This window comes from Mycobacterium sp. NGS26 (assembly GCF_059813025.1).
Genome location: NZ_JCALDU010000002.1, coordinates 411,280 through 426,235 on the forward strand (window position 1 = coordinate 411,280; position 14,956 = coordinate 426,235).

The window sequence follows — 14,956 nt, forward strand, 5'->3', positions numbered from 1 at the left end:
GCACCAAATCGCCGTGTTTGCGTCTTTATCGCACGCATAGATCTGTATCTGAGGAAGGACGGGTGGTCATGGCTGGTCGGTCGCGGGATGGCCGATTGCGGAACGTCGGACCGCGGGTGTTGTCCGCCATCGGGCGTCAGGCGTGGCTGGATCGGCCGAGCTATCGGCTGGAGCACCTGCTCAGCTTCGCCTACAACGGGCTCGGCCGGGCCCGCAACACGGTCACCAACGCGCTGCACGGCGTGTGGCTCGGGCACCCGGTTCATCCGCCGCTGGCGTCGCTGACGAGCGGGGCGCTCGGCACCACGGTGGCGCTGGACGCGCTCAGCCTGCTGCCGGGCCAGCCGGCCACCGAGGTCCTGGACGCGGCGCGGTTCGCCTCGCGGGCGCTCGGGGTCGGAATCCTGGCGGGCATCGGCTCGGCCGTCACCGGCGCCACCGACTGGCAGCACACCCACGAGGAGGACCGCCGGGTGGGGCTGGTGCACGGCGCGGTGAACCTGGTGGCCACCGCGCTGTACGCGCAGTCCTGGTGGGACCGCCGCCGCGGGCGTCACGGCCGCGGGATCGTGCTGACCGCGCTGGGCTACGGCCTCACGCTCGGCGGCAGCTACCTGGGCGGCGCCCTGGTGTTCGACTCCGGCATCGGCATCGACCAGTCGGGACAGCGGCTGCGCACCACCGAGTGGACGCCCGTGTTGCCGGCGAGCTCGCTGAACGGCAGGCCGGTGCGGGTCGAGGTCGACGGGGTGGGGCTGGTGGTCTGCCAGACCAGGCCCGGTGAGGTGTCGGCGTTCGGCGAGTTCTGCCCGCACCTGGCGGCCCCGATGGCCGACGGCTGGGTCGATCGCGGGCGAGTTGTGTGTCCCTGGCACGGCTCGTGGTTCGAGGCCGAGTCGGGGGAGGTGTTGCGCGGCCCGGCCGCGGCGCCGCTGCCGTGCTACGAGGCCCGGTTGGTCGACGGAATGGTCGAGGTACGTGCCGAGGAGGTAGGCAAGTGAACGCATACGACGTGTTGAAGGACCACCACGTGGTGATCAAGGGGCTCGGTCGCAAGATCAGCGAGGCCCCGCCGAACAGCGAAGAGCGGCATGCCCTTTTCGACGAGCTGCTGATCGAACTCGACATCCACTTCCGCATCGAGGACGACCTGTACTACCCGGCGCTGGGCGCGGCCAGCAAGCTGATCGCGATCGCCCACGCCGAGCACCGGCAGGTGATCGACCAGCTTTCGGTGCTGCTGAAGACCCCGCAGACCGCGCCGGGCTACGAGGACGAGTGGAACTCCTTCAAGACCGTGCTGGAGGCGCACGCCGACGAGGAGGAGCGCGACATGATCCCCGCCCCGCCGGAGGTCAAGATCACCGACGCCGAGCTCGAGGAGTTGGGCGACAAGATGGCCGCCCGGATCGACCAATACCGCGGCTCGGCGCTGCACAAGCTGCGCACGAGGGGGCGCGCCGCGCTGGTGCGCGCTCTGTAGCTGAGGGCCGAACCGCGGGTAGCCTCACGGCTCATGAACGCCGAGCGCGCCGCGTCGCAGGCCGACATCACGGCCGAGATCGCCCGCATCGCGCGCGCGGGCGGGGGACGCGGCTGCCAGCCGCGCCTGGACTACCCGCCCTACCGCAGCAGCGCGCTGCGCCACCCGAAACAGCCTCCGCTGGTTGTCGATCCCGACGAGGTCGAACGGTGGGCGCCGTGCTTCGGCGACCAAGACGTCGACCCCCACGACGCGGACCTGACGGCCGGCCATCCCGGCGAGCCGATCGGCGAGCGCGTCATCGTGGCCGGGCGGGTCCTCGACGACACCGGCGCGCCGGTGGCCGGGCAGCTGATCGAGATCTGGCAGGCCAACGCCGCCGGCCGCTACCGGCACCGGCTCGACCAGCACCCCGCGCCGCTCGACCCGAACTTCACCGGCTGCGGCCGCTGCCTGACCGGGCCCGACGGGTCATACCGCTTCCTGACCGTCAAGCCCGGGCCGTATCCGTGGCGCAATCACCACAACGCGTGGCGCCCGGCGCACATCCACTTCTCGGTCTTCGGCACCGCGTTCACCCAGCGTCTGGTCACCCAGATGTACTTCCCGGGCGACCCGATGTTCGACCTGGACCCGATCTTCCACTCGATCCTGGACCCCGCCGCGCGCCGGCGGTTGATCGCCGCCTACGACCACGACCTCACCCAGCCGGAGTTCGCGACCGGATACCGGTGGGACATCGTGGTCTGCGGGAGCCGCCGAACCTGGACCGAAGACCGTGCCTGAATCCAGGGCTGAATTGGCTTGCACCCCAGGGCAAACCGTGGGCCCCTTCTTCGGCATGGCGTTGCCGTACCCCGGTGGCAGCGAGCTGGTGGACGCCGCGGATCCGCACGCGGTGCGGTTGCACGGCACGGTGTACGACGGCGCGGGCGCCGGGGTCCCGGACGCGCTGGTCGAGCTCTGGCAGCCCGACGGCGCGGGGCGCGTCCCGCGAGAGGCGGGCTCGCTGCGTCGGGAGGTGAACCGGTTCACCGGATGGGGGCGCGCCGCGACCGACGACGCCGGGCGCTACGCGTTCACCACGCTGCCCCCCGGGCCGAGCGGCGCGCGGCCGCCGTTCTTCGCCCTCGTCGTGTTCGCCCGGGGGTTGCTGCACCGGTTGTTCACCCGCGCCTACCTGCCCGGCGCGGACCTGCGTGCCGATCCGCTGTTGAGCGCGCTCGATGCCGGCCGGCGCGCCACCCTGCTGTGTGCGACCGAAAGCGATTGCGGCCGAACAAGTTACCGCTTCGACATCCACCTGCAGGGCCCGAGCGAGACGGTGTTCCTGGCGTACCGGGACGGGGGGCCATGACGAACCTGCTGTGGCCCGGCGACCACCGGGCCGGCGAGCACATGACGGACGAGGCGCTGCTGCGCTCGATGGTGGCGATGGAGTCCGCCTGGCTGGGCGCGCTGGCCGCGTCCGGCCTGGCGCCCGCCGGGTGCGCCGACGCGGACCTGTCGCGGCTGGTCGGCGCCGACGACCGCGAGGCGCTCGCCCTTACGGCCGAGGACGGCGGCAACCCGGTCGTCGGGCTGGTCGAGCTGCTGCGCCGGCGCTCCGCCCCGACCGTCGCGCCGTGGATCCACCGCGGGCTCACCAGCCAGGACGTGCTGGACACCGCCCTGATGCTGGGCGTGCGCACCGCCGCGGACACCGTCACGGCGCAACTGGCGCAACAGGTTTCGGCGCTGTCCGAACTGGCCCGGGCGCACCGCGATACCCCGATGGTGGCCCGCACCCTCACCCAGCCCGCCGCCCCCACCACGTTCGGCGCCAAGGCGGCCGGCTGGCTGAACGGCGTGCTCGACGCGTGCGAGCGGCTGGGCGCGCTGGCCACCCCGATCCAGCTCGGCGGCGCCGTCGGGACGCGGTCCGCTGCAATCGAATTGGCGACGCTCACCGGCGCGACCGATCCGGTGGCCGTCTCGGATCGGCTGGTGCTGGACACGGCGACCGCGTTGGGCCTCGACGCGCGGCCGCCCTGGCACACGACGCGCACGCCGGTCACCGCGGCCGCCGACGCGCTGGTCGGCTGCACCGACTGCTGGGGCCGCATCGCCTCGGACGTGGTCACCCTCGGCCGTCCGGAGGTCGGCGAGCTCAGCGAGCCGGCCACCGGCAGGCGCGGCGGGTCCTCGTCGATGCCGCACAAGCGAAATCCGGTGCTGTCCATCCTGATCCGGCGGGCCGCCATCGCGGCGCCGCCATCGGCCGCGACCCTGCACACCGCCGCCGCGCTGGCCGACGACGAACGCCCGGACGGCTCGTGGCACGCCGAGTGGGACACGCTGCGGACGCTGGCGCGCCGGACGGTCGTCGCGGGCTCCCAGTGCGCCGAGCTGCTGGCGGGCCTGCAGGTGCATCCCGCGCGGATGGCCGAAAACCTCGGGGCGGCAGATGTTCTCGGCGAACAGCGCGCGATCGCCGAACTGGTGGGAAAGCCGGCGTCGCCGACCTACCTCGGCGCCGTCGGCCGGCTGATCGACGAGGCCGTGGCGCGCGCCGAGCGCGTGCTCGATCGCCGCTAGGCGCTCAGGGCAGCTCGACCTTGCTGGCCAGCCACCGGCCGTCCACCTTCTCCATGGTCATCTTGACCCGGCTGCGGTCCAGCTGTGGCACGGGTGCGGCCGCGTTGCTCACCGACTGATCGATGAAAAGCACAACCTCGACCCTGGCCGTCGTCGCGGACTTGACCGCGGCGTCGACGACGGTGCCGTGCGCGGCCGCCTTGTTGGTGATGAGCGCCTGCCGGAGTTGGGCGCTGGATTTGGTGTACATGTCCTTGAATTCACCCGTCGAGCCGTCGAGGACCGCGGCGAAGTTCTTGTCGACCGCGCCGGCGTCGACGCTTGTCAGCGCAAGGGTGTACCTCGTGGCCGCCTCGAGCGCTTGGGCGGCGGCGACTTCCGTTTGGTGGTGCCGAAACAGCAGCCATCCCTCGAAGCCCGCACCGGCCAGCACGGCGGCCAGTACGGCGGCGCCGACCCAGCGGACCAGCTTGCGGCGCCGGGCGGTGTCGGTGAGCATCAGTCGCACGCCCCTGAGTTCCGCAGCGAGTCGGCCCAGCCGGCCGCCGCGACGATATTTGCGTGGGTCACCCCCGACGGCTCCTTCCTCTTGATGCTCTCGCCGATACGGGACAGCTGAAACGTCAGCTTGGTGATGGCCTCACCGCCGTATATCGGCGAATACGGACCGAAGTTGTCCGGCTTGTTGGTGATGGTCAACGGCTTCGTCCGCGGCGCCAAAAAGGCCGTCGACTGGTCGATGTTGGCGACCACGGCATCGGCATGGCGCTGCAGACCGTTGGCCGAGTAGTCGTCGTGTTGATCTCCGAGGGCGCGGTCGAACTCCTGGATCTGGCCCATCAGGGCGTCGAACCGAGCCTTGAACCACTGACACGCGTCCGACATGCCGCGGGTCATCTCCGGTGTCACCTGATACGTGAACGTGTTGTACGGCCAAATCTGGTAGTTGGGCGACCAGTCCGTCGGCGTCGGGGTGAACGTCGGCAGCGGCGGGGGAGGCTGACCCGAATCGGCGTCGGAGTGACCGGACAGCGCCACCGCGATGGCGAGCACCGGCCCGGCGCAGGCCAAGCCGGCGCCCGCCCGCATCGCCCCCGCGACACCCATTTGCGTCCTTCCCCGGAGCCGGATGCCGGCATGGCGGTCACGACACGGAGAACGCCCTCCATGGTCGTGAAACTGCTATTAACATCACGGCGCTCCGGAAGGGATATTGCCGCGAATGAAACGACACGTCAAGGGATCAACTCGATCCATTTATTGGATTGGTCTTCCCACATGGCCCGAATCATGATTAACATAAGCCGCCGTGGGGAGCAGTGTCGGCGATCGCCCGGGGGGACGGCCCGCGGACACGGCGCGCGGTGCGGCGGTTATCCAGAACTGGAGCGCGGGCTACGTCGCCCGGCACCCCGTCGCCTCGCTGAACACGCTCGGTGAGCAGTACGTCCTGGCAATACGCACCATCCAGTACTGCGTCCTGGACCTGCTCACCGGGCGCTTCCAGTGGGCGGAGTTCGTGCGGCAGGGCGCATTCATGGCGGGGACGGCTGTTCTCCCAACCGTATTGGTGGCCCTACCCATCGGGGTCACGCTTTCCATCCAATTCGCGCTGCTGGCCAACCAGGTCGGTGCCACATCGCTGGCCGGGGCCGCGAGTGGGCTTGCCGTCATCCGTCAAGCCGCCTCGCTGGTGGCCGCGGTGCTGATGGCGTCGGCCGTCGGGTCCGCCATCACCGCCGACCTCGGCTCCCGCACCATGCGCGAGGAGACGGACGCCATGGAGGTGATGGGCGTTTCGGTGATCCGCCGCCTGGTCGTCCCGCGCTTCGCCGCCGCCGTGATGATCGGGGTTGGGCTGACCGGGATCACTTGTTTCGTCGGCTTTTTGGCCAGCTACCTCTTCAACGTCTATTTCCAGCGGGGGGCACCGGGCAGTTTCGTGGCGACGTTCTCGTCGTTCGCCACCACCGAGGACATGATCGTGGCGTTGCTGAAGGCCGTCGTGTACGGCGCGATCGTCGCGGTAATCGCCTGCCAGAAAGGCCTTTTCACCAAAGGCGGCCCGGCCGGGGTGGCCAACTCGGTGAATGCGGCGGTGGTGGAATCGATTTTGGTGCTGATGGTCGTCAACGTCGGGATCAGCCAGCTGTACAACATGCTGTTCCCCAGGACGGGGTTGTGACATGGCGGTCGCCACCTACGTCCCCACCCTCGCGCGGCCGGTGGTCGGCGTCTATCGAGCGGCGGCCGGGCCGACCATTCGCCTGGGGCACATGCTGGTCTTCTTCTTCCGCGCGCTGCTCGCCGTGCCGGTCGTATTGCGGCAATACCGCAAGGAATTCCAGCAGCTGCTGTCGAATATCGCATGGGGCAACGGCTCGATCGTCGTCGGTGGCGGCACCGCGGGCGTCGCCGTCGTGCTCGGCTTCACCGCCGGCGCCCTCGTCGCCGTCGAGGGCTACAACTTTCTGAATCTACTCGGGCTGGGCCCCGCGACCGGCGTCATTTCGTCGCTGGTCAACACCCGCGAGCTGGCACCGATCATGGCCTCGCTGGCCTTCGCGATGCAGGCCGGCTGCCGGTTCACCGCCCAGCTGGGCGCCATGCGGATCGCCGAGGAAGTCGACGCACTGGAGTCGCTGGCAATCCGCCCGATTCCCTTCCTCGTCACCACCCGGCTGATGGCCTCCGTCGTCGCCGTGATCCCGCTTTACGTGGCGTGCCTGGCGGTCACCTACCTCACCTGCCAGATTGTGGCCAGCGTCATCAGCGGCGGGTCCATCGGACCGTACCTGCACTACTTCACGATGATGTTGAGCGCCAAAGACATTGCCTACTCGGTGTTGAAGTGCGTGGTGTTCGTGTGGCTGTCGTCGACCGTGCAGTGCTACTACGGGTTCTACGCCTCGGGCGGCCCCGAGGGCGTGGGTGTGGCCGCCGGACATGCCATGCGGGCCAGCATCACCGTCGTCATCATGGTCAACATGCTGCTCACGATGGCGTTGTGGAGCATCGACGCCGGCGCGAGATTCGGTGGCTAGATGCCGAATTCGTTAGACCTCGACGGGCGCGGGCCCTCCGACCGACAGCTATTGGCATTGGGGGTGGCGGTGCTGGTGGCGGCCGCGCTGATCACCGGAACCCTGCTGTTGAAGTCCACCGGGCGGCTCAACGACTACGTCAAGGTGGTGGCCGAGTTGGCCAACGTCGGCGACGGACTGCCCGCGCGATCCGACGTCAAATACCACGGCCTGCTCGTCGGCGCCGTGGACGACGTCGTCCCGGCGGCCTACGGAAAGCCCAACTACGTCCACATCAATCTCAAACCCGAACACGCCAAGGACATTCCGGGCGCGGTGACCGCCCGCGTGGTCCCCAGCAACGTGTTCGCGGTGTCGTCGGTGCAACTCGTCGACCGCGGATCGAGCGCGAGCATCCGCAACGGTGCGCGCATTCCCGAAGACGGCCAACTGTCGACCGTCATCTTTCAGACCACCATCAGCAAGCTCCGCGACATCCTCGCCGCGACCGGCCGGGGCCGCGAGGACCACAGCGTCGGCATCCTGGCCGCCGTCGCGGCGGCCACGAACAACCGCCGCCCCGCGTTGCTTAACGCCGGCGCGCAGTTGACCCGGGTGCTCAACGAGCTCAACGCCATCGTGGCCACCGATCCCGGCCCGTCCACCGTCTCGGCGCTGCTGGACGCCACCCGCGGCCTGCAATCCACCGCGCCCGACCTCGTCGACACCCTGCACGAGGCGGTCAAGCCGATGCAGACCCTGGCCGAGAAGCGCGAGCAGTTCCGGTCGTTGATCACCGGCTCGCGACACACCTTCGGCGTCAACAGGCAAGCATTCGACAATCACACGGATCAGCTGATCGAGATGACGCAAAAACTTACCCCCGCCCTGGGGGTGTTCGCGCTGAACAGTGACAAGTTCGTGCCGATCTTCACCAGGCTGAACCGCCTGTCGGACAAGTTCTTCGACGAGGTGTGGGATCCCGAGCGCGACACCGGGAACATGCGCGTCAATCTGGCTTTGACACCGACCTACACCTACACGCGCGCCGACTGCCCCCGCTATGCCCAACTGCTGGGGCCGAGCTGCTTCACCGCGCCGACGATGGAGACGCGGCCGGACTTGCCCGACGTGTTGCTGCCGCAGAACTACCATCCCCCGACCGATCTGGCGCCGCCGCCGGGCACCGAGATCGGGCCCGACGGCAACCTGGTCGCGGTCGGGCCCCCGCTGGTCAATCCCAACCCCAGCCTGGAGGACCGCAACCCGCCGTTGCCGTTGCTCGTCCGTCCCGCTCCCCGGGTGCCGGGAACCGCCGACCCCGACGACGCGCCCCCGCCGCCGGGACCGCCCGCCGGGGCCGCGCCATCCTCGTACGGCGGCAACGTCGGGCCGGTCGGTAGCGGGCTCGAGCGCGACCAGCTCGGGCTGATCACCGGGCAGCGCGGTCCCGCGTCGGTGGCCACTCAGTTGCTGCTCGGCCCGGTCGCCCGCGGCACGGCCGTCTCACTGAAACCACTGGAAGTGCCCGCGGGCGGGCCGAAATGAAGGTGCGCGGGCCGGCGATCGGCCTATCGCTGTTCATGGCGGTTGCCGTCGCCGTGACGTGGCTGGTGTACGCCACCCTGCGGCGCGACGTCGCCGGACCGACCACGCCGTACGCGGCGATGTTCAGCGACGTGTACGGGTTGCGCGTCGGTGACGACGTCCGGATGGCCGGCGTGCGCGTCGGCCGCGTCGAAAACATCGAGCTGGCAGGCAAACTGGCCAAGGTCTCGTTCGTCGTGGAAAACGACCAGCGCCTGTACGGCAACACCGTCGCGTCGGTCACGTACCAGAACATCATCGGGCAGCGGTACCTGGGCCTGTCGCTCGGCGAGGTCGGCAACAGGAACCCGCTGCCGGCCCGAAGCGTGATCCCGGTGCAGCAGACCGATCCCTCCTTCGACGTCGGAAAGCTGCTCAACGGCTTCGAGCCGCTGTTCAGCCTGCTCAATCCCAAGGACGCCGACGACCTGACCAAGGGCGTCCTGCAGTCGTTGCAAGGTGATCAGGCATCCATCCCGCTGCTGGTTGAGCAGACGTCGACGATCAGCCGAACCCTGTCCGCACGCGACCAGGCGTTGGGTGATCTCATCACCAGCCTCGCCCGGGTCAGCGACACCGTCGCTGCCCAAGACGACGACCTGGACCGCGCGCTGAGCCAAACCCGGGACGCGGTAACGGAATTCGACGCCCGCCGCTCCTCGCTGCAGGACTCGGTGGGCTCGATCGCCCGCGTCACGCGCCGCCTGTCGGCGATCGCCGACGACGTCTACCCGTCGCTGAACGAACTCGTCACCCGCGAGCCGGGCTTCACCAAGCACCTGGCCGAGATCGAGCCCCAGCTCGCGTTCACCGGCGACAACCTGCCGCTGCTGCTCAAGGGTCTGGCCCGCATCGTCGGCGAAGGCTCCTACGGCAACGCGTACGCCTGCGACCTGAACGCCATCGGCTTCTTCCCCGGACTCAACGACATGACCACGTTCATCGTCAACGCGGCCACGCCCGGCAACGCCAACCCGATCACGCCGAAAAACCTGGGGTGGCACACCCCCCGATGCAGGAACATGGCCAATGGCTGACCCACAACGCATCCGGCGGTTACTGCGACACCCGCTGGAGTCCTACAACAAGGCCTGGCTCGGGCTGGCGGCGCTGGCGGCGGTGGCCCTACTCGTCGCGGCGTCGCTGGGCGTCAAGTTCCTCAACATCGGCTACACGCACTACACCGCCGAATTCCTGCAGGCCGCGTCGCTGCGGCCGGGCAACCCCATCACCATCGCCGGAATCGAGGTGGGGCATGTCACCAGCATGAAACTCGACGGCGATCACGTGGAAGCCGGTCTGACCGTGCGCGACAACGTCGCGCTCGGCAAGGACAGCCGCGCGGTGATCAAGGTGATGACCATCCTGGGATCCCGCTACCTGGAGCTGGTGCCCGCGGGCCCGGGATCGCCACCGGACAAGACGATCTCGTTGTCCCACACCGAGGTGCCCTACGACCTGCAGTCACTGCTGGAGGACGCCACCACCACCTTCGAGCAGGTGGACTCCGACCAATTCGCGCAGTCGCTGGCCGTGCTGGGCAAGCAACTCGGCGGGGTGCCGCCCCTGGTTCCGCAGGCCGTGGCGAACCTGCAAACGCTGTCCACGATCACCGCCGGACGGCGAGACCAGTTGGGCACGTTGCTGAAAAGCACCCAGCGGGTGGTCAGCACGCTGCGCCGCCAGCAGACCGGCCTCGGGCACATGATGGACGAGGGGCAGGATCTGCTCGGCCACCTGGTGGCGCGCCAGGCCACCTTCCACGCCATGCTGGCGGCGCTGACCCAACTCGTCGATCAGCTGGACAAGATCGTCGTCGACGACCGCCCCATGCTCGACGAGTTGTTCGCCAATCTGCACGATCTCACCAATATGATCGGCCAACACGACGACCTGGTGCGCAATCTCTTGCAAGTCGCCCCGGTGGCGCTGCGCGGGATGGCCAACGCCACCGGCTACGGCCCCGTCGTCGAGTTCAATCTGCCCAACGGGCTTGCGATCGACTCGTGGATGTGCGCAATCAGCGGGCGCGCCAAGCAATTCGGCATGATCCAGTACTTCAAGGACTGCAAGTGACGTCCAACAAGCGCAGGGCGATGGCACTGCTCGCCGCCGTCGTCGTAGCGACCGCGGTCGCCGTCGGGGTCGCCGGTCACTACATCAAGTCCCATCTCGACACCATCACGGTCACCGCCCAATTCGACAGTGCCGCGGGGCTTTACCAGGGCAATGCGGTGGCGGTGCTGGGCATGCCGGTGGGAAAGGTCACCAGGGTCACCGCGAAGGGCAGCTACGTCGAGGTCGAATTCACGGTCGACAAACACGTCAAGGTGCCCGCGGCGGTGCGCGCGGTGACCATCAGCACCTCGATCCTCACCGACCGCCAGATCGAGCTGACGCCGCCCTACCGCGACGGTCCGGTGCTGAAGAATCACGACACGATCGGGTTGGCCAGGACCAAGACGCCGGTCGCCTTCGACCGCGTGCTCGACATGCTCGACAAGGTTTCCAAGTCGCTCAAGGGCGACGGGGCCGGCGGCGGGCCCATCGCGGACCTGAGCAACTCGGCGGTCGCGATCACCGACGGCAACGGCAAGAACATCCTGGCCGCTCTCGACGAGCTGTCCAAGGCGCTGCGGCTGTCCTCCGAGCGGGGCGCGACCACGCGTGAGCAGTTGACCGCCATCATCACCGACCTGAGCTCGCTGGTGGAGGCGGAGGCCCGAAACGACGCCAAGGTGCGCCAATTCGGTTCGACGGTAAGGCAACTCAGCCAGATCCTGGCCGACGAACGGTTCGGCAGCGGTTCCACCGGCCGCACGATCAACAAGATCCTCGAGCAGGTCGCCACGCTGATCGACCGGAACCGGGAGAACCTCAAGCAGGCCATCCGCAACGGCGACACCGCCGCCAAGACCCTCGTCGACAACCAGCGCGGCCTCTCCGAGATGCTCGACGTGCTGCCGCTGACCCTGGAGAACCTGTACAACACCGTCGACCAGAACAACGGCGCCATCCGCGTCCACGGCCTGCTCGACAAGGCGCTCACGGACAGCCAGTCCGCCAAGGAACTCTGCAACCTGATGCATCTGCGTCAATTGGGTTGCAGCACGGGCACCTTGCAGGACTACGGGCCGGACTTCGGCCTGACCTACATCCTCGACGGCATGGCGGCGATGGGCCAATGAACCCGGCCAAGGGCAGAGCATTCGCCGTGGCGGCATTGGCGGCCACCCTGGCCTGCTCGGGCTGCGCCACCAACGGGCTGGCCAGCCTGCCGCTGCCGGCGCCGGAAATGGGCTCCGGCGGATACCTGCTGACCGCCGTGTTCTCCAACGCGCTCAACCTGCCCGCACACGCCAAGGTGAAACTGGCCGGTGCCGACGTGGGGCAACTCGAGGCGATGGTGGCGCGAAACTACACCGCGGTCACCACGTTGCGGATCATGGACGGTGTCCGGGTTCCGGTGGGCAGCACCGCCGAGCTGCGGTCGGCCACACCGCTGGGCGACGTGTTCGTCGCGATCAAACCACCCACCCCGGCGGCACCCGACGCGCCTCTGCTGAAGGGCGGCGACACGATCGGGTTGCCGGAAACCCGGGCCGCGGCCACGGTGGAGTCGGTGCTCAGCTCGGCCGCGCTGCTTGTCAACGGCGGTGCGGTCCGCAACTTCACCAACATCGTCAACGGCGCGGGCAAGGCGACCGGCGACCAGGGACGCGCGTTCGGTGATCTGATCAACCGGACGAATGCGCTGTTGGCGAAGCTCAACGCCCGGTCCGATCAGATCGACGCGGCGGTGACCGAAACCGCGGGCCTCGCCGACCGGCTGGACGGGAAAACCCAAGCCATCGACGAGATTCTGCGGGCCGTCGGCCCGGCGACGGACGTGTTGTCCGGCAACGCCGACGAGGTCGCCGATGTCGTCGAGCAACTCGGCGCGACGACGCGGCAGCTGGCCCGGTTTCCCTCTATAGCCGGTACCGACACGACCGGCCGCAGCGTCATCAAGGACGCCAACACCATCGCCGCCGCGTGGAATGACGTCGTGCTGAGCCCGGACACCAGCCTGGCCGGCCTCAACCGGCTGATTCCGCTGTTTGTCAAATCGACCGCCAGCCAAGCGATCTCAGTTCGCGGCAGCTTTGACCGGCTGGTCATCGGGTCGCGTCCGGACCCCGGATTCAAGGGTGATCCGGTCTTCCACGGCCCCATGCGCCCCGATTGGAACAAGTTCGTCGGGTCGATCAAGTACGTGCTGTGGCGCCTCCAAGAGCGCGTCGTCGGGCGCGGCCCCGACACCTCGATGGGCCAGAACCCGTGGACGCCGGCCGGCCCGCCGCTTCCGCCCGCCCCGGCCGGAGAGGCGCCGCCGGGTCCCCCCGAGCCGGAGCCACCACGGTGATCGACACCGTCAGTCGGCTCATCGTCGGGCTCGTGCTGGCCGGGCACCGGCGGCGCAGCTGGCTGTCCGGCATCGCGCTGGCGCTGACATTCGTCGTCGCGGTGGCCTACCTGATGGTGGGCGCGCTGCGGGTCAACCCGTTGGACTCGACCTATCGGGTCACGATCCGGCTGCCGGAATCCGGTGGGCTGCTGGCCAATCAGGACGTGTCCGTCCGCGGCATCCGGGTTGGCCGGATCCAATCGCTGCGGGCCACGCCCGCCGGGGTCGAGGTCACCGCCGACATCGACGCCAAGGCCAAGGTTCCGGCCTCCAGCGCGGTGCGGGTCTCCGGATTGTCGCCGGCCGGTGAGCAATACATCGACTTCGAGCCGGCATCGAACGACGGGCCCTTCCTCTCCAACGGCAGCGTGGTCGGCCCGCAGGGCGCCACCACACCGGTGCCGCTGTCACAGGTTCTCGCCGACGCCGATGGGCTGCTGGCGCAAACCGATCCGAAGAAGCTCGAGATCGTCAAGAAGGAACTCAGCCTGAGCGGCCAGGGACCCCAGAAACTCACCGACATCATCGACGGCGCAACGTTTTTGCTCGCCACCATGGACCCGGTGCTGCCGCAGACCGTCAGCGTGCTGAAAACGAGCCGACTGGTGCTGACGACTTTCGCCGGCGTGAACGCGGGCCTGGCGGCGACCTCACGCAATGTCGGTGCCGTCATGACCGGCGTCGACAAGATGGACGGCGGATTTCGCAAACTCGTCGATCGGACACCGGGCGTGATGACGTCGGTGGACAAGCTCTTCGACGACAACTCCGACACCATGGTCGGCCTGCTGGCCAACCTGGTGACCACCGCGCGCATCGTCTACGTGCGCATCCCGGCGTTGAACGCGGTCTTTCCCGACTATCGCGGCTCGACCCTGGAAGCCTTGTTGACCACCATGCACGAGCACGGGCTCTGGGCCACCGCCGACATCTACCCGCGCTACACCTGCGATTACGGCACCCCGCGCCGGCCGTCGTCGTCGGCCGACTATCCCGAGCCGTTCCTCTACACGTACTGCCGAGACGACGACCCGGGGGTGCTGATCCGCGGCGCCAAGAACGCTCCACGACCGGGCGGCGACGACACGGCGGGTCCGCCGCCGGGTGCCGACCTGGGCCGAACCGCCGACCCAACACCCAAGGGCCGCTTCACGATTCCCACCCCGTACGGCGGGCCGACGCTGCCGATCGAGCCACCCCACTAGAGGAGAGATCACCGTGACCACCACCGCCGACCAAGAACCCGCCACCACGCAGGACGTCGAAGACCCGCCCGACGGCGAGGCGCCACCCGCCGCTGCGCCCGACCCGGGCCATGCCCGCCGCGCCCGCCGGCCCTGGAAGCGTTATGCGCGCATCGCGGTGGTGATGGTCGTGTTCGCCGGCGCCTTCGGGACCGCCGCCGCGCTGGGCGCCAAGTTGTGGGACGAACACGCCGTAAGCCAGGCGGGGCGGGCCGCCCAGCAGACCGCGATCAACTACGCCCAGGTGTTGACGAGCATCGACTCCGGCCAGCTGGACCAGAACTTCGCCGCCGTACTAAGCGGCGCCACAGGCGAATTCAAGGACACGTACACCAAAGCCAGCGGGCAGCTTCGCCAGTTGCTGATCGACAACAAGGCCACGGCGCACGGCATTGTCGTGGATTCCGCGATCCAATCCGAAACCAGGGACCGGGTGGTCGTGTTGCTGATGGTCGACCAGACGGTCAGCAACACCGCGCGCCCGGACGGCCGCGTCGATCGGAGCCGGATGAAGATGACCATGGAAAGGGTCGACGGACGGTGGCTGGCAAGCAAAGTCGAGTTGCCCTAGTGCCGTGCCCGGCCCGGATCACGG

The 14,956-nt window shown here is 68.8% G+C and carries 16 protein-coding genes; 14 read left to right on the top strand and 2 right to left on the bottom strand.

Annotated elements, in window-relative coordinates; translation table 11 throughout:
• Positions 1 to 68: 68 nt before the first annotated feature.
• Genes AC5Y6X_RS08165 through AC5Y6X_RS08185 form a run of 5 tightly spaced genes read left to right on the top strand, consistent with a single transcriptional unit; the run spans position 69 to position 4,060 of the window.
• A complete protein-coding gene (locus AC5Y6X_RS08165; RefSeq protein WP_324680330.1) occupies positions 69 to 1,001 on the top strand; it encodes a Rieske (2Fe-2S) protein in 933 nt (310 codons plus the stop codon).
• Positions 998 to 1,483 (top strand): hemerythrin domain-containing protein, encoded by a 486-nt coding sequence (locus tag AC5Y6X_RS08170; protein ID WP_324680328.1) that lies wholly within the window; start codon positions 998 to 1,000, stop codon positions 1,481 to 1,483. Before AC5Y6X_RS08165 ends, AC5Y6X_RS08170 begins: the two co-directional genes overlap by 4 nt.
• Before the next feature lie 33 nt (positions 1,484 to 1,516).
• On the top strand, positions 1,517 to 2,269 hold the full coding sequence (gene pcaH, locus AC5Y6X_RS08175; RefSeq protein WP_324680326.1) for a protocatechuate 3,4-dioxygenase subunit beta: 753 nt from the start codon (positions 1,517 to 1,519) through the stop codon (positions 2,267 to 2,269).
• Positions 2,262 to 2,840 (top strand): protocatechuate 3,4-dioxygenase subunit alpha, encoded by a 579-nt coding sequence (gene pcaG / locus AC5Y6X_RS08180; RefSeq protein ID WP_499985757.1) that lies wholly within the window; start codon positions 2,262 to 2,264, stop codon positions 2,838 to 2,840. The genes pcaH and pcaG overlap by 8 nt, the downstream gene beginning before the upstream one ends.
• Positions 2,837 to 4,060: a lyase family protein gene (locus tag AC5Y6X_RS08185; RefSeq protein WP_324680324.1), complete on the top strand. Its 1,224-nt coding sequence runs from the start codon at positions 2,837 to 2,839 to the stop codon at positions 4,058 to 4,060. Before pcaG ends, AC5Y6X_RS08185 begins: the two co-directional genes overlap by 4 nt.
• A 4-nt stretch (positions 4,061 to 4,064) precedes the next feature.
• Here the strand turns inward: AC5Y6X_RS08185 and AC5Y6X_RS08190 are convergent, their stop codons facing one another.
• Entirely contained in the window at positions 4,065 to 4,559 is a 495-nt protein-coding gene (locus tag AC5Y6X_RS08190) for an Rv1363c family protein (protein WP_324680322.1), read from the bottom strand.
• The gene (locus AC5Y6X_RS08195; RefSeq protein WP_324680320.1) at positions 4,559 to 5,167 is read right to left on the bottom strand and encodes a hypothetical protein; all 609 of its coding nucleotides are present in this window, start codon (positions 5,165 to 5,167) and stop codon (positions 4,559 to 4,561) included. Before AC5Y6X_RS08195 ends, AC5Y6X_RS08190 begins: the two co-directional genes overlap by 1 nt.
• A 202-nt stretch (positions 5,168 to 5,369) precedes the next feature.
• Between AC5Y6X_RS08195 and AC5Y6X_RS08200 the strand changes: the two genes are divergently transcribed.
• From AC5Y6X_RS08200 to AC5Y6X_RS08240, 9 genes are read left to right on the top strand one after another with little or no spacing between them, the layout of a single operon-like run.
• Positions 5,370 to 6,245, top strand: a complete 876-nt coding sequence (locus AC5Y6X_RS08200) for an MlaE family ABC transporter permease (protein ID WP_420715945.1) — start codon at positions 5,370 to 5,372, stop codon at positions 6,243 to 6,245.
• Between the two features lies 1 nt (position 6,246).
• Complete coding sequence (locus AC5Y6X_RS08205; RefSeq protein ID WP_324680318.1) at positions 6,247 to 7,104, top strand: ABC transporter permease; 858 nt, start codon at positions 6,247 to 6,249, stop codon at positions 7,102 to 7,104.
• Positions 7,105 to 8,631: an MlaD family protein gene (locus tag AC5Y6X_RS08210; protein WP_324680316.1), complete on the top strand. Its 1,527-nt coding sequence runs from the start codon at positions 7,105 to 7,107 to the stop codon at positions 8,629 to 8,631.
• Complete coding sequence (locus AC5Y6X_RS08215; protein WP_324680314.1) at positions 8,628 to 9,707, top strand: MlaD family protein; 1,080 nt, start codon at positions 8,628 to 8,630, stop codon at positions 9,705 to 9,707. The genes AC5Y6X_RS08210 and AC5Y6X_RS08215 overlap by 4 nt, the downstream gene beginning before the upstream one ends.
• Complete coding sequence (locus tag AC5Y6X_RS08220) at positions 9,700 to 10,746, top strand: MCE family protein (protein WP_324680312.1); 1,047 nt, start codon at positions 9,700 to 9,702, stop codon at positions 10,744 to 10,746. The genes AC5Y6X_RS08215 and AC5Y6X_RS08220 overlap by 8 nt, the downstream gene beginning before the upstream one ends.
• 20 nt (positions 10,747 to 10,766) lie before the next feature.
• The gene (locus AC5Y6X_RS08225) at positions 10,767 to 11,858 is read left to right on the top strand and encodes an MCE family protein (protein ID WP_420715951.1); all 1,092 of its coding nucleotides are present in this window, start codon (positions 10,767 to 10,769) and stop codon (positions 11,856 to 11,858) included.
• Positions 11,855 to 13,075 carry an MlaD family protein gene (locus AC5Y6X_RS08230; protein WP_499985761.1) on the top strand — a complete coding sequence of 407 codons (1,221 nt, stop codon included), beginning with the start codon at positions 11,855 to 11,857 and terminating at the stop codon, positions 13,073 to 13,075. Before AC5Y6X_RS08225 ends, AC5Y6X_RS08230 begins: the two co-directional genes overlap by 4 nt.
• Positions 13,072 to 14,322, top strand: coding sequence for an MlaD family protein (locus tag AC5Y6X_RS08235; protein ID WP_499985763.1), 1,251 nt, complete (start codon positions 13,072 to 13,074; stop codon positions 14,320 to 14,322). Before AC5Y6X_RS08230 ends, AC5Y6X_RS08235 begins: the two co-directional genes overlap by 4 nt.
• 13 nt (positions 14,323 to 14,335) lie before the next feature.
• On the top strand, positions 14,336 to 14,932 hold the full coding sequence (locus AC5Y6X_RS08240; RefSeq protein WP_499985764.1) for an Rv1363c family protein: 597 nt from the start codon (positions 14,336 to 14,338) through the stop codon (positions 14,930 to 14,932).
• The last annotated feature ends 24 nt before the right edge of the window (positions 14,933 to 14,956 follow it).